This window comes from Phycicoccus sp. CSK15P-2 (assembly GCF_016888005.1).
Classification (GTDB): Bacteria; Actinomycetota; Actinomycetes; order Actinomycetales; family Dermatophilaceae; genus Phycicoccus.
The window spans coordinates 1-13455 of record NZ_JAFDVE010000020.1 but is presented as its reverse complement, the minus strand read 5'-3'; the positions used below and the strand labels follow the sequence as shown (position 1 = coordinate 13455).

Annotated in this window: 10 protein-coding genes; 6 read left to right on the top strand and 4 right to left on the bottom strand. The window is 72.1% G+C overall.

What is annotated here, in order from left to right; genetic code table 11:
* Positions 1–3 precede the first annotated feature (3 nt).
* The gene (locus tag JQN72_RS12015) at positions 4–741 is read right to left on the bottom strand and encodes a YbaB/EbfC family nucleoid-associated protein (RefSeq protein WP_204135435.1); all 738 of its coding nucleotides are present in this window, start codon (positions 739–741) and stop codon (positions 4–6) included.
* Between the two features lie 235 nt (positions 742–976).
* On the opposite strand from JQN72_RS12015, the gene JQN72_RS12010 reads away from it, so the two are divergent.
* The gene (locus JQN72_RS12010) at positions 977–1114 is read left to right on the top strand and encodes a hypothetical protein (protein ID WP_204135434.1); all 138 of its coding nucleotides are present in this window, start codon (positions 977–979) and stop codon (positions 1112–1114) included.
* A 372-nt stretch (positions 1115–1486) separates the two neighbouring features.
* Here the strand turns inward: JQN72_RS12010 and JQN72_RS12005 are convergent, their stop codons facing one another.
* The 3 genes from JQN72_RS12005 to rpsO all read right to left on the bottom strand — a co-directional run bounded on the left by JQN72_RS12005 (position 1487) and on the right by rpsO (position 6189).
* Positions 1487–2368 (bottom strand): hypothetical protein, encoded by an 882-nt coding sequence (locus JQN72_RS12005; RefSeq protein ID WP_204135433.1) that lies wholly within the window; start codon positions 2366–2368, stop codon positions 1487–1489.
* Positions 2369–3297: 929 nt separating this feature from the next.
* A complete protein-coding gene (locus tag JQN72_RS12000; RefSeq protein WP_204135432.1) occupies positions 3298–5703 on the bottom strand; it encodes a polyribonucleotide nucleotidyltransferase in 2406 nt (801 codons plus the stop codon).
* Positions 5704–5919: 216 nt separating this feature from the next.
* Complete coding sequence (gene rpsO, locus JQN72_RS11995) at positions 5920–6189, bottom strand: 30S ribosomal protein S15 (protein ID WP_204135431.1); 270 nt, start codon at positions 6187–6189, stop codon at positions 5920–5922.
* 270 nt (positions 6190–6459) lie between these two features.
* Here rpsO and JQN72_RS11990 point away from each other — a divergent pair, with 270 nt between their 5' ends.
* From JQN72_RS11990 to JQN72_RS11970, 5 genes are all read left to right on the top strand, one after another.
* Positions 6460–8052, top strand: a complete 1593-nt coding sequence (locus JQN72_RS11990; protein ID WP_307812645.1) for an alkaline phosphatase D family protein — start codon at positions 6460–6462, stop codon at positions 8050–8052.
* Between the two features lie 96 nt (positions 8053–8148).
* Positions 8149–8634 (top strand): NAD(P)H-dependent oxidoreductase subunit E, encoded by a 486-nt coding sequence (locus tag JQN72_RS11985; protein WP_307812644.1) that lies wholly within the window; start codon positions 8149–8151, stop codon positions 8632–8634.
* On the top strand, positions 8631–10211 hold the full coding sequence (locus tag JQN72_RS11980; RefSeq protein ID WP_204135429.1) for an NADH-ubiquinone oxidoreductase-F iron-sulfur binding region domain-containing protein: 1581 nt from the start codon (positions 8631–8633) through the stop codon (positions 10209–10211). Before JQN72_RS11985 ends, JQN72_RS11980 begins: the two co-directional genes overlap by 4 nt.
* Entirely contained in the window at positions 10208–13081 is a 2874-nt protein-coding gene (gene fdhF / locus JQN72_RS11975; RefSeq protein ID WP_204135428.1) for a formate dehydrogenase subunit alpha, read from the top strand. Before JQN72_RS11980 ends, fdhF begins: the two co-directional genes overlap by 4 nt.
* Positions 13078–13332 (top strand): formate dehydrogenase subunit delta, encoded by a 255-nt coding sequence (locus JQN72_RS11970; RefSeq protein ID WP_204135427.1) that lies wholly within the window; start codon positions 13078–13080, stop codon positions 13330–13332. The genes fdhF and JQN72_RS11970 overlap by 4 nt, the downstream gene beginning before the upstream one ends.
* The last annotated feature ends 123 nt before the right edge of the window (positions 13333–13455 follow it).

The following is a 13455-nucleotide window of genomic DNA, read 5'->3' as shown; positions in this document are numbered from 1 at the left end:
TCCTCAGACGTCCAGGCCCGCGCGGCGGGCCAGCCGGGTGGGGTCGCCGAGCCGGCCGAGGCGGTCCACGGCGGCGTCGGCGTCCTGCCTGGTCCGGGCGAAGCCCGCGAGCGCGCTCGCCTGCGCCTGCTCGAGCACGGCGAGGATGCTGCGCCCGATGTTCGCCGGGTGCGCCCGCTCGAGCCAGGACTCGCGCAGCACGAGCTGCTGGAGGCCGCCGGACGCGCTCAGCTCGACGTGCACGGTGCCGTCGGGGCTGGAGGCCCGGTGCACCTGTGTCGTGCGGTCCTCGAGGTCGGCGAGGGCGCCGTCCAGCTCGGACTCGATCTCCGACCACAGCTCGGCGATGCGCGTCATGACCTCCTCCTCGGTCAGGTTCTCGGAGTCGGGGACGAGCTCCATCACCTCCTCGACCGTCGTCGGCAGCGGCCGGTTGCGGGGTGCCGGCATGGCGAAGGCGTCCTCGACGTCGGTGACCCAGGTCCCGACGCGCTCACCGGCGGCCGTGACGTAGGCGGCGGCGATGGTGTCGGCCAGGTCTGCCGCGGCCACGTGGTCCTGCCACCGGTGGTCGACGGTGATGGACCGGACCGTGCCGTCCGCCGCCACCCGGACCGAGACGACCCGGGCCGGGTCGCTGCCCTCGACGTCCTCGTCCCGCACGGGGATCGAGTCAAGCCGCTGCTGGCTGCGGTCGATCTCCTCCCGCGTCTCCCACAGGGTCTCCATGTCGCGCTCCACGGTCACACTCCTTGCCCTCGGTCGGTCGGCCTCTCCCGGGCCAACAGTGGACCTGCTCCGCGTCGGGCACAACGGGGAGCACTCCCCTCCCCCCGCGGTGACGACGACGGACCGGGCCTCCGAGGCGCCACCGGGGATACCCGTGCCACGCAGGTTGTTCATGTTTTGTTCACCTTAGCTCCGCGATACCTGTACTCTTGGTGAACGCAGGGTGAACGATCCGGGAGGAGGCATCATGAGAAAGGTCGCCACTACGACGACCCGTACCGGCCTGGCCATGCGCTGGGTGCCGGTCGTGACTGCCGACGGACGGACGCGGATGGAGATGCGCTGGAAGGCGCCGCACCAGCTGCGCACCCGCTCCGCGGCCTGAGCACACATCGAAGGGCCCGCTCCACCACGAGGTGGAGCGGGCCCTTTCGGTGTCCCGGGCCTCAGGCCCAGGCGGCCCCGCCCTCCGGCCGGTTCACGCGCACGGGCCAGGCGGGGTCGGTCGACGTCGGCTCGACGCCGGGCGTTGTGATGAGGTCCGACCCAGAGCCGTCCACCGGCTCCTCCGGCACGTCCCGTGGCGCCGGCCCGGTGGCTGCTGCGTCCTCGGCAGGTCTGTTCATCTCACACCACTCCCCCATCTCGCATCGGCGGTGTCCCCCTGCCGACATCTACCGGACACACGCTAGACGATGCGTGTCCTCCGGAAGGTCATGAACCTGCCAGCGACACCGAGGTGTCGCCGGCAGGTTCGTCACCTGGCGGTGTCCCAGCCCGAGGCGAGGACCCGGGCCTTCCCCGAGTCCGCGACGGCGAGCAGCACGACGACGCCGATGTCCCTGGACAACAGCGTGCGTTGTCCGGACTGTCCGAGGGCGGTGCCGTACGGCTCGTCCCACTGGAGGCGGCTGTTGCCACCCACCGAGAACGAGTCGTGCGCCCGGATGCTCACGACGGCCAGCACGCCGTCGTCGGTGCGCACCGCGCGCACCGACCCCTCGGCCGAGACCTGGTCGTCGGCCCCGTTGGCGAACGTGGCCGACATCCGGTGGTCCACCCCCTTCGCGTCCCGGATCGAGGACCCGGCGCGGAGCTCCTTGAGCGTCTTGTCGAGGGTGACGCCCGAGGCCTTGCCCTCGCCCCGGAGGTAGCCGAGCACGGCCGTGGCCGCGGCGAGGGTGGCCTTGCGCTGCTCCGGTGTGGGCACGCTCTCGGCGCCCACGGGGTTCGGCCCGGGCAGCTTCAGGTCGTCCGCGGTAGCGACGTTCGCTGCCTGCTTCCAGGGCTCCGCCGCGGACTCCCGGAGCCACACCCCGACCGAGGACCACGGCTCGGAGTCCTTCACCGACGAGGTGACGGTCGCCGACCCGATGGCGAACATGGGGTACTCGCCGAACTCGGGTGCGTAGAGCGCCCCCGGCTCGTGACGCAGCGTCGAGGCGGGCTCCTTGCTCTTGGCGACCTTCGCCCGACGGGTGTCGAAACGGTCCCCGTCGAGGACGAGCTCGGCATCGGCGGAGGCCCACACCTTTGGGTCGTCGCTCTTGTGGGCCGCGGCGATGGCCGCGTTGTTGCGCTCGTCGTAGTCCTCGAGCAGCGCCCCGAGCCCGTCGGCCTCGACCGCGGTCTTGGTCACGGTGTCCGGCTCCCCAGGTGTCAACCTGCTGCGGGCCCCACGAGCAGCCGGACACCAGGAGCGGAACCGCCAGACCTGCGACGACGGCGCGCAGCACGGCCCCGGAGGCCGGTGCGGGTGCCTCGTCCTCGACCGGCACGGCTTCGTCCGCGACGCGGCCGCGGCGCGCCAGTCGGCGCATCCCGACGATGCCCCCCGCGACGAGCACGAGCCCGGCACCAGCCGTGACCAGAGCCGTGGTGAAGGCTCCCGGCAGGGCGAGGCCCATCCGCACGGCCAGCGCGGTCGAGCCCTCCGGCGGGAGGACCGCCACCTGCGTCGGCGACCCGTCGAGCGGCAGCACGAGAGTCTGCTCGCCTGCGCCCGACGCCCGGCGCGTCCAGAAGGGGAGGTCGGCGGGGGCCACCAGGGCCTTCGCCTCCGCATCGCCGGGAACCGACGTCCCGCCGACTCCCTGCTGGTCGACCGACGTGACCACCCACCGGCCCGAGTGCCCGACCCAGTCCGCCACGTCGACCGGGTGCGCCTGCCCGACGAAGACCGGGCCGTCCGGGGACGACGCCGTGAGCTGCATGGTGGCACCGCGGAACGAGAGCACGCCGGCGGAGGTCACGAGCACGGCGCTCTCCCCGAGGTCGACCTCGCTCGTCGGCGTCTCGGCGACCCCGTCCGGGCCGATGACGACCGCGGCCGTACCTCCGGCGAGAGTGAGCAGGACACCGAGCGCGACGAGCACGCCGAGGACAGCACGCATAGAACGAATCCTTCTGTGAGCGGGACCGGCTCCCCTGAGCGGTCGCGCACAACCTAGCCGTCCGCGGCGGTGTCCCTCGATGGGGAAGACTCCCCCTGTGGACAACCGCCCGGGACGGCCGGAGCCCCGGTGCACCGAGGGTGCACCGGGGCTCCGGTCCGGATGACGCGAGGCGTCAGGCGTCGCTGGGCGCGCCCTCCTCCGACCGCTCACCGCGGCCACGGCCGCCACGACGGCGACGGTTGCGGCGGCGACGCTCGCCGCCCTCACCGCGCTCGTCCGAGTCGCTGCCGCCCTGGTCGTCGGCGTCATCGGCGTCATCGGCGTCGGTGTCGTCCGTCGCGTCGGAGCCGGCGTCGGCCGCCGGAGCGGCCGGGGCCGCTGCGGCGTCGGAGCCGCCCTCGGCGGTCACTGCGGCGAGGCTGAGCTTGCCGCGCGGGTCGATCTCCTTGAGCTCGACCTGGATCTTCTGGCCGACCGACAGGACGTCCTCGACGGCGTCGATGCGCTTGCCCCCGACGAGCTTGCGCACCTCGGAGATGTGCAGCAGGCCGTCCTTGCCCGGCAGCAGGGAGACGAACGCGCCGAAGGTCGTCGTCTTGACGACGGTCCCGAGGAAGCGCTCGCCGATCTCCGGCATCTGCGGGTTGGCGATGGCGTTGACCGCCGCGCGGGCCGCCTCGGCCGAGGGGCCATCCGTGGCGCCGATGTAGACCGTGCCGTCGTCCTCGATCGAGATGTCGGCGCCCGTGTCCTCCTGGATCTGGTTGATCATCTTGCCCTTCGGGCCGATGACCTCGCCGATCTTGTCGACCGGGACCTTCACCGAGATGACGCGGGGGGCGTACGGGGACATCTCGTCCGGGGCGTCGATCGCCTCGTTCATGACGTCGAGGATGTGGAAGCGGGCGTCCCGGGCCTGGGTCAGCGCACCGGCCAGCACGTCGGCGGGGATGCCGTCGAGCTTGGTGTCGAGCTGGATGGCCGTGACGAACTCGCGGGTGCCGGCGACCTTGAAGTCCATGTCGCCGAAGGCGTCCTCGGCGCCGAGGATGTCGGTGAGCGCCGCGTACTGCGTCTGCCCGTCGACCTCCGCCGAGACCAGGCCCATCGCGATGCCGGCGACCGGGGCGCGCAGCGGCACCCCGGCGTTGAGCAGCGACAGGGTGGACGCGCAGACCGAGCCCATCGACGTCGAGCCGTTGGAGCCCAGCGCCTCGGAGACCTGGCGGATCGCGTACGGGAACTCCTCGCGCGTCGGCAGGACCGGCATGAGGGCCCGCTCGGCGAGCGCCCCGTGGCCGATCTCGCGGCGCTTCGGAGAGCCCACGCGGCCGGTCTCGCCGGTCGAGTACGGCGGGAAGTTGTAGTTGTGCATGTAGCGCTTGCGCGTGGTCGGCGACAGCGTGTCCAGCTGCTGCTCCATCCGGAGCATGTTGAGCGTCGTGACCCCCATGATCTGGGTCTCGCCACGCTCGAAGATGGCCGAGCCGTGGGTGCGCGGCAGGACCTCGACCTCGGCGCTCAGCGCCCGGATGTCGGCGAGGCCACGGCCGTCGATGCGGACCTTGTCGCGCAGGATGCGCTGGCGGACCAGCGCCTTCTGCACGCTGCGGTAGGCGGCGGACAGCTCCTTCTCGCGGCCCTCGAAGCGCTCGGCGAGCGAGGCCTTCATCGACTCCTTGATCTCGTCGATGCGCTCCTCGCGCTCCTGCTTGCCGGCGATCTGCAGCGCCGAGGTCAGGTCACCGGAGGTGGCCTCCTCGACGGCCTGGTAGGCGTCGTCCTCGTAGTCGAGGAAGATCGGGAACTCCTCGACCGGCTTCGCGGCCTTCTCGGCCAGCTCGGACTGGGCCTCGCACAGGACCCTGATGAACTTCTTGGACGCCTCGAGACCCTCGGCGACGACCTCCTCGGTGGGGGCGGTCTTGCCGGCGGTCTTCACGAGGTCCCAGGTGTTCTCCGTGGACTCGGCCTCGACCATCATGATCGCGACGTCGTCACCGGCGATGCGGCCCGCGACGACCATGTCGAACGTCGAGCGCTCGATGTCGCTGAAGTTCGGGAACGCGACCCACTGGCCGTCGATGAGGCTGACGCGGGTGGCGCCGACCGGGCCGGAGAACGGCAGGCCGGAGATCTGCGTCGACGCGCTCGCACCGTTGATGGCGAGGACGTCGTACTGGTGGTCCGGGTTCAGGGACAGGACGGAGATGACGACCTGGACCTCGTTGCGCAGCCCCTTGCGGAAGGTCGGGCGCAGCGGGCGGTCGATGAGCCGACAGGTGAGGATCGCGTCCGTGGACGGACGGCCCTCGCGGCGGAAGAACGAGCCGGGGATCTTGCCCGCGGCGTACATCCGCTCCTCGACGTCGACGGTCAGGGGGAAGAAGTCGAAGCCCTCACGCGGGGACTTCCCGGCGGTGGTGGTGGAGAGGAGCATCGTGTCCTCGTCCAGGTAGGCGGCAACGGCGCCTCCGGCCTGCTTGGCCAGGCGTCCGGTCTCGAACCGGACGGTACGGGTACCGAAGCTGCCGTTGTCGATGACGGCTTCGGTGGCGGTGATCTCGGGACCCTCCATGGGCCCTCCTTTTCTCGATGTCATTCGCACCGCGTGCATCGTCGTTGTGCACGGGTGTGTCCTTCAGGCGGCGGGGCGACGGGCCGCGCCGCAGATGGTTCCGGTGTTCAGTTGTGGGTTCTTCGCGGGCGGCTGGGCCCACCCCCGAGCGGGACGGGCCCGCTCATGCGAGAGGGCGGTCCCCACACGGATGTGAGGACCGCCCTCTCGGAAGTCTCAACGGCGCAGACCGAGGCGCTTGATCAGCGAGCGGTAGCGCTCGACGTCGATGCTCTCCAGGTAGCGCAGGAGGCGGCGGCGGCGGCCGACGAGGAGGAGCAGACCCCGACGGGAGTGGTGGTCGTGCTTGTGCTCGCGGCTGTGCTCGGTGAGGTCCTTGATGCGCTGGGTGAGAAGCGCGACCTGCACCTCGGGCGAGCCGGTGTCGCCCTCGGACGTGCCGTACTCGGCGATGATGCTCTTCTTGACGTCGGTGCTCAGCGGCATGGGGCGACGACTCTCCTGTTCCTGGTGTCTGCTGCGCGGCGCGCCCGGGCTGGTTCACCGGGGCTCTCTGGTTCCGCGGCCGATCTCACGGCAGTCGACAAGGCTACCAGCGGGGGTACCGGGCTCCTAATCGGACGGTGGCCCGGAGAGCACCGCCCGGGACGGTCGCGCGGCCGTCGGCACCCGATGCTCTCCCACCCCCTCGGACTTCACCCACGCGTCCCCCCTACGTCACCGGCTGGTCGCCGAGGTTGCCTACGGTCGTGGACCGTGCTGCCTCCACGGACGCCCAACCACTCGCACGGGGTGGACCGCCGTCGCTTCCTGGCCGTGGTCGGGGCCCTCGCCGGCACCGCGGCCGCCGCTCAGGTCCCCCTCGCGGACGCCTCCGCCGCACCACGGCCCGACATCGGGTTCCCGTTCACCCTCGGAGTGGCCTCCGGGGACCCGGGGCCCGACGGCGTCGTGCTGTGGACCCGCCTGGCACCGGACCCCCTCGTGCCCGGCGGCGGCGCACCCGGGCGCGACCTCGCCGTCGAATGGGCCGTCTACTCCGACGAGCGGCTGCGAACGAAGGTGGCCTCGGGGCTCGCCCTCGCACCGGCCCGCCTCGCCCACAGCGTGCACGTCGAGCTCCGAGGGCTCAGGCCCTGGCGCGAGTACTGGTTCAGGTTCAGGTACCGGGGTCACGTCTCGGACGTGGGGCGGACCCGCACCGCGCCGGCCGCGGGCCACCCGCTGCGCACCGCGACCCTGGCCACGGTGAGCTGCCAGGACTACTCCAGCGGCTTCTACACCGCGTACCGCCACCTCGTCGACGACGACCCCCACCTCGTCCTCCACCTCGGGGACTACGTGTACGAGGGCGCCGTCGGGGCGACCGCCGGGGCACGAGGCACCCCCGTCCCGGAGCCCGCGAGGCCGGCGCCGCGCACCCTCGAGCAGTGGCGCATCCGCTACGCGCTGTACAAGTCCGACGCCGACCTCAGGGCCGCGCACGCCGCTGTCCCGTTCGCCGTCACCTGGGACGACCACGAGGTGCAGAACGACTACGCCGGCACCCGGTCGCAGTACGAGGGCGACATCTCGGCACTCAGGGCCGCGGCCTACCAGGCGTACTACGAGCACCAGCCGCTGCGGGTGGCCTCCATCCCGCGCCCGGACGGTGGCCTCACCCTCCACCGCGGCCTGGACCTCGGCGGACTGGTGCGGCTGAGCATGCTCGACGGGCGCCAGCACCGTGACGTGCCGCCGGGTGGCTGGGGCGAGGCACCGGCGAGTGCTGCTGCCTACGCCCCGTCGGTGACGATGCTCGGACGGCGCCAGGAGTCGTGGCTCACCGCCCGTCTGCGGGCCGGGCGCGCGCACTGGGCCGTCCTCGGGAACAACGTGATGATGGCCCGGCTCGAGCACGAGGCGACCCCGGGCGCCCGCCTCTGGCACGACGCCTGGGACGGGTTCCCCGCGGCACGGAACCGGATCACCGAGGTCCTGGCGACGGCGCGGGTGCGTAATCCGGTCGTCCTCACCGGCGACTGGCACTCGACCTTCGTCAACGACATCCGCCAGGACTTCGACGACCCGGGCTCGCCCGTGGTGGCGACCGAGTTCGTCGGGACGTCGGTGACGACGAACGGTGACCGCGAGGTCTACGGCCCGTACTACGGGCCGATGATCCGCTACAACCCGCACATCCGGTACTTCGACGGCGACCGGCGCGGCTACCAGCTGCACACGGTCACCCGGGCGGAGTGGCGGACCGACCTGCGGACGGTCGAGTTCGTCGGGCGGCGCGGGGGCGGGGTCTCGACGTCCGCGTCCTTCGTCGTGGAGTCCGGACGCCCCGGCGCCCAACGCCTCTGACTCCCGCGCGGATTCGTCGGTCCGCCGCCGCACGCAGGGCTCTTCTCCGCGTAGGCTCGGGCGGTACGTCGATGACCCCACAGAGAGGTGGAGGTTGTGCCACAGCGAGGACCCACCCCCGCACCAGCGCCAGCGCCTACCGACCCGTCCCGGGCGGCGTCCGTCCGGGCCATCGCCGAGCAGCTCGCGGCCGCCCGCGGCCCGCTCATGCCGGTGCTGCACGAGGTCGTGGCCGTGCACGGGTACGTCCACGACGACGACATCCCGGTCATCGCCGACGTGCTCAACCTCAGCCGGGCCGACGTCCTCGGCGTCGTCGGCTTCTACCACGACTTCCGGCGCACTCCCCCGACCACGCACCGGGTGAGCCTGTGCCGCGCCGAGGCGTGCCAGGCCCGGGGCGCCGAGGCCACCTACGCCGCGGCGGCCGACCGCTGGTCAGGCTCCACCGAGGTCGAGGTCGGCGAGGTCTTCTGCCTCGGCAACTGCGCCCTCGGCCCCGCCGGGATGCTCGACGGCTCGCTGCACGCCCGGCTCACGCCCGAGCGGCTCGACGCCCTGACCGAGGGGTGGGGCCGATGAGCACCGTCGTCTGGGTGCCGTGCGACGCCGCGGCCGTGTCGGTCGGAGCGGACGCCGTCGCCGAGGCATTCGAGGCCGCCGGGGCAACCGTTCGTCGCAACGGGTCGCGCGGGATGCTCTGGATGGAGCCGCTCGTCGAGGTCGAGACCGACCACGGGCGCGTGGGGTACGCCGCCGTCGAGCCCGCGGAGGCCACGGCGGTCCTGGCCGGCGACCTCGCCTCCACCGAGCGCTGCGTGGGCGTCGTCGACGAGCATCCCTGGCTCACCCGCCAGCACCGGGTGTCGTTCGCGCGGGTGGGGGTCACCGAGCCCACCGACATCGCCGCCTACCGTGAGCACGGCGGCCTCGCGGGACTGCAGCGCGCACTCACCCTCTCTGCCGAGGAGGTCGTCCAGGAGGTCACCGACTCCGGGCTGCGCGGCCGCGGAGGCGCCGGCTTCCCGGCCGGCATCAAGTGGGACACCGTCCGCAAGGCCGAGGCCGACGTCAAGTTCGTCTGCTGCAACGCCGACGAGGGCGACTCGGGCACCTTCGCCGACCGGATGCTCATCGAAGGCGACCCCTTCACCCTCATCGAGGGGATGGCCATCGCCGCCGTCGCGACCGGCGCCACGGAGGGGTTCGTCTACCTGCGCAGCGAGTACCCGCACGCCATCCGCACGCTGCGCCGCGCCATCGACATCGCCTACGCCCACGGCGTGCTCGGCACGTCCGTCCTCGGCAGCGACCACGCCTTCGACCTCGACGTCCGGGTCGGTGCCGGGGCGTACATCTGCGGCGAGGAGACCTCGATGCTCGACTCGCTCGAGGGGAAGCGCGGCGAGGTGCGGGCCAAGCCCCCGATCCCCGCCCTCCAGGGGCTGTTCGGCAGACCGACGGTCGTCAACAACGTCCTGACGCTGTCCGCGGTCCCCATGGTCCTCGCCGACGGCGGCGCCGCCTACGCCGCGCTCGGCACGGGGAAGTCGCGTGGCACACAGGTCTTCCAGCTCGGCGGCAACGTCGCGCGGGGCGGCATCGTCGAGGCGGACTTCGGCATCGGGCTGCGCGAGCTCGTCGAGGACTTCGGCGGCGGGACCGCCTCCGGCCGCCCGGTCAAGGCCGTCCAGGTCGGCGGACCGCTCGGGGCCTACCTCCCGCCGGGGAAGTTCGACCTGCCGATGGACTACGAGGCCTTCGCCGAGGCCGACGCCATGGTCGGGCACGGCGGCATCGTCGTGTTCGACGACTCGATGGACGCCGGCGCGATGGCCCGCTTCGCGATGGAGTTCTGCGCCAAGGAGTCGTGCGGCAAGTGCACGCCCTGCCGGGTCGGCTCCACCCGGGGCGTCGAGGTCATCGACCGCATCCGGGCCGGCACGCACCGCGAGGCGAACCTCGTCCTCCTCGAGGACCTGTGCGCCACGATGACCAAGGGCTCGCTGTGCGCGATGGGCGGCCTGACGCCGATGCCCGTCCGCAGCGCCCTCGAGCACTGGCCCGAGGACTTCGGCGCCCCACCCGGCGAGGCCGAGGCCGTCGCCGACGACATACCCGAGTCAGCCACGAGCACCGACGGAGGAGCCCGGCCATGACGACCATCGACGAGAGCACCGTGATCGCGGAGCAGGAGACCGACTACGGGACGCCCCGCGTCGCGTCGGACGAGACCGCCACGGTCACCGTCGACGGCCGCGAGGTGAGCGTCCCGGCCGGGACCTCGGTGATGCGGGCCGCCGCGGAGGCCGGCATCGAGATCCCCAAGCTGTGCGCCACCGACTCGCTCGCAGCGTTCGGGTCGTGCCGGCTGTGCCTCGTCGAGGTCGAGGGCGGCAAGGGCACACCCGCCTCCTGCACGACCCCGTGCTCGGACGGGATGGTCGTGCGCACCGACACCGAGCAGGTCCAGGACCTGCGCCGGAACGTCATGGAGCTCTACCTGTCCGACCACCCCACCGACTGCGACGGCTGCGCCCGCGGCAGCTGCGAGATGCAGAAGTGGGCGCGGGCGACCGGCGTCGCGGAGGTCCGCTACGGCCTCGACGGCGCGAGCCACCTGGCCGACACCACGGACCACAGCAACCCGTACTTCGACTACGACCCGGCGGCCTGCATCGTCTGCTCGCGCTGTGTGCGGGCGTGCTCGGAGACCCAGGGCACGTTCGCCCTCACCGTCGACGGCCGCGGCTTCGACTCGCGGGTCAGCGCCGGCGGCACCGACTTCCTGAACTCCGAGTGCGTCTCGTGCGGCGCGTGCGTCCAGGCCTGCCCCACCGACGCGCTCACCGAGCGGTCGGTCGTCCAGCTCGGGATGCCCACCCGCTCGGTCGTCACGACCTGCGCCTACTGCGGTGTCGGCTGCTCGTTCAAGGCCGAGGTGCAGGGCTCGGGCGAGGACACCCGGGTCGTGCGGATGACGCCCTGGAAGGACGGCGGCGCCAACGAGGGCCACTCCTGCGTCAAGGGCCGCTTCGCCTACGGCTACGCCGCCCACGACGACCGGCAGATGGAGCCGATGGTCCGTGACTCGATCGACGACGAGTGGCGCGTCGTGTCGTGGGACGAGGCCATCGCCAAGGTGGCCGACGGCTTCCGCGCCATCCAGGACGAGCACGGCGTCGGCTACATCGGCGGCATCTCGTCCTCGCGGTGCACGAACGAGGAGGTCTACGTCGTCCAGAAGATGGTGCGCGCGGCCTTCGGCAACAACAACGTCGACACCTGCGCGCGGGTGTGCCACTCCCCCACGGGGTACGGGCTCAACCACGCGTTCGGCACGTCGGCGGGCACCCAGGACTTCCGCTCGGTCGAGCAGGCCGACGTCATCCTGCTCATCGGTGCCAACCCCACCGACGCCCATCCGGTCTTCGCGTCGCGGATGAAGAAGCGGCTGCGGGCGGGGGCGAGGATCATCGTCGCCGACCCCCGGCGGATCGACCTCGTGCGCAGCCCGCACGTCGAGGCGTCCTTCCACCTGCCGGTACGGCCTGGGACGAACGTCGCGTTCGTCAACGCGATGGCGCACGTCATCGTCACCGAGGGGCTGCTCGATGAGGAGTTCGTCCGCTCCCGCACGGAGGGCACCGACGGCTACCTCGAGTTCATCGCGCAGCCCGAGCACTCGCCGGAGGCGACCGAGTCCGAGACCGGCATCCCCGCCCCCGAGCTGCGCGCCGCGGCCCGGCTCTACGCGGCCGGCCCGAACTCGGCCATCTACTACGGGCTCGGGGTCACCGAGCACAGCCAGGGATCGACGATGGTCATGGGCATGGCCAACCTCGCGATGCTCACCGGCAACCTGGGTCGCGAGGGCGTGGGCGTCAACCCGCTACGCGGCCAGAACAACGTCCAGGGCTCGTGCGACATGGGCTCCTTCCCGCACGAGCTGCCCGGGTACCGGCACGTGTCGCGAGCCGACGTGCGCGACATCTACGAGTCGCTGTGGGGCGTGACGATCCAGCCCGAGCCCGGGCTGCGGATCCCCAACATGTTCGACTCGGCGATCGGCGGATCGTTCCTCGGCCTGTACGTGCAGGGCGAGGACATCGCGCAGTCCGACCCCAACACCCAGCACGTCGAGGCGGCGCTGCGGGCGATGGAGCTCGTCGTCGTCCAGGACCTCTTCCTCAACGAGACGGCGCGCTTCGCCCACGTGTTCCTGCCGGGCGCCTCGTTCCTGGAGAAGGACGGGACGTTCACGAACGCCGAGCGGCGGCTCAACCGGGTGCGTCCGGTCATGCCGAGCCGGGTCGGCAAGGACGAGTGGCAGGTCGTCTGCGAGATCGCGACGGCGATGGGCTACCCGATGTCGTACGGCTCGGCCGCCGAGATCATGGAAGAGATCGCCGCGACGACGCCGACGTTCGCCGGGGTGTCCTTCGCCCGGCTCGACGCCGAGGGCTCGATGCAGTGGCCGGTCACCGACGCCGCCCCGCACGGCACCCCGACGATGCACGTCGGGCAGTTCGTCCGCGGCCTCGGCCAGCTCACGCCGACCGTCTACGTCCCGACCACCGAGCGCGCCAACCGGCGGTTCCCGCTCGTGCTGACCACGGGGCGCATCCTGTCGCAGTACAACGTCGGCGCGCAGACGCGGCGCACCCCCAACTCGACGTGGCACCCCGAGGACGTCCTCGAGATCCACCCGTCCGACGCCGAGCTGCGGGGCATCTCCGACGGCGACGTCGTCGAGCTCTCGTCCCGCGTCGGCGCCACGCGCCTCACCGCGCTGGTCTCGGAGCGGATGCCGGCCGGTGTCGTCTACACGACCTTCCACCACCCGGTGACGGGCGCGAACGTCGTGACGACCGAGAACTCCGACTGGGCCACGAACTGCCCCGAGTACAAGGTGACGGCCGTGCAGGTGACCGTGGCCACCGAGGCCTCACGCGCCGAGGCCGGGGAGGCCCCCGAGGCGGTCTCGCACGACATGCCGGTCGGCGCGATGGCGAGGCACCGTCGGTGAGCGGCGACGTCCCACCCGTGGTCCGGCTCGGGCACGACCTCGTCCGTAACTTCGAGGCGCTGCCCCCGGAGAAGGCCGCGGAGGAGATCGCGACCCACATCAAGAAGTTCTGGGAGCCGCGGATGCGCCGCGACCTCGTCGCCCGGGTCCGTGCCGGCGAGGTCGACGACCCGCTGCTGGCCAAGGCGGCCGAGGACCTCCTCGAGGGCGACGTCGACCGCGAGGAAGTGAAGGAACCCTCCGGCGGCTAGGGCCTGTTACGAAAGTCGTCGCAGCCAGTGGTCGATGCTGGCGACGTGGACGGTGGCGGCGTAGCGGACGGCGAGCTTGTCGTAGCGGGTGGCGAAGCCGCGGTGGTGTTTGAGGTGGTTGAA

Bases quoted from the DNA above. Each gene is read 5' to 3' on its own strand.
- rpsO (WP_204135431.1), bottom strand. From the start codon at position 6,189: ATGCCGCTGAGCACCGACGTCAAGAAGAGCATCATCGCCGAGTACGGC.
- JQN72_RS12000 (WP_204135432.1), bottom strand. From the start codon at position 5,703: ATGGAGGGTCCCGAGATCACCGCCACCGAAGCCGTCATCGACAACGGC.
- JQN72_RS12010 (WP_204135434.1), top strand. From the start codon at position 977: ATGAGAAAGGTCGCCACTACGACGACCCGTACCGGCCTGGCCATGCGC.
- JQN72_RS11980 (WP_204135429.1), top strand. From the start codon at position 8,631: ATGAGCACCGTCGTCTGGGTGCCGTGCGACGCCGCGGCCGTGTCGGTC.
- fdhF (WP_204135428.1), top strand. From the start codon at position 10,208: ATGACGACCATCGACGAGAGCACCGTGATCGCGGAGCAGGAGACCGAC.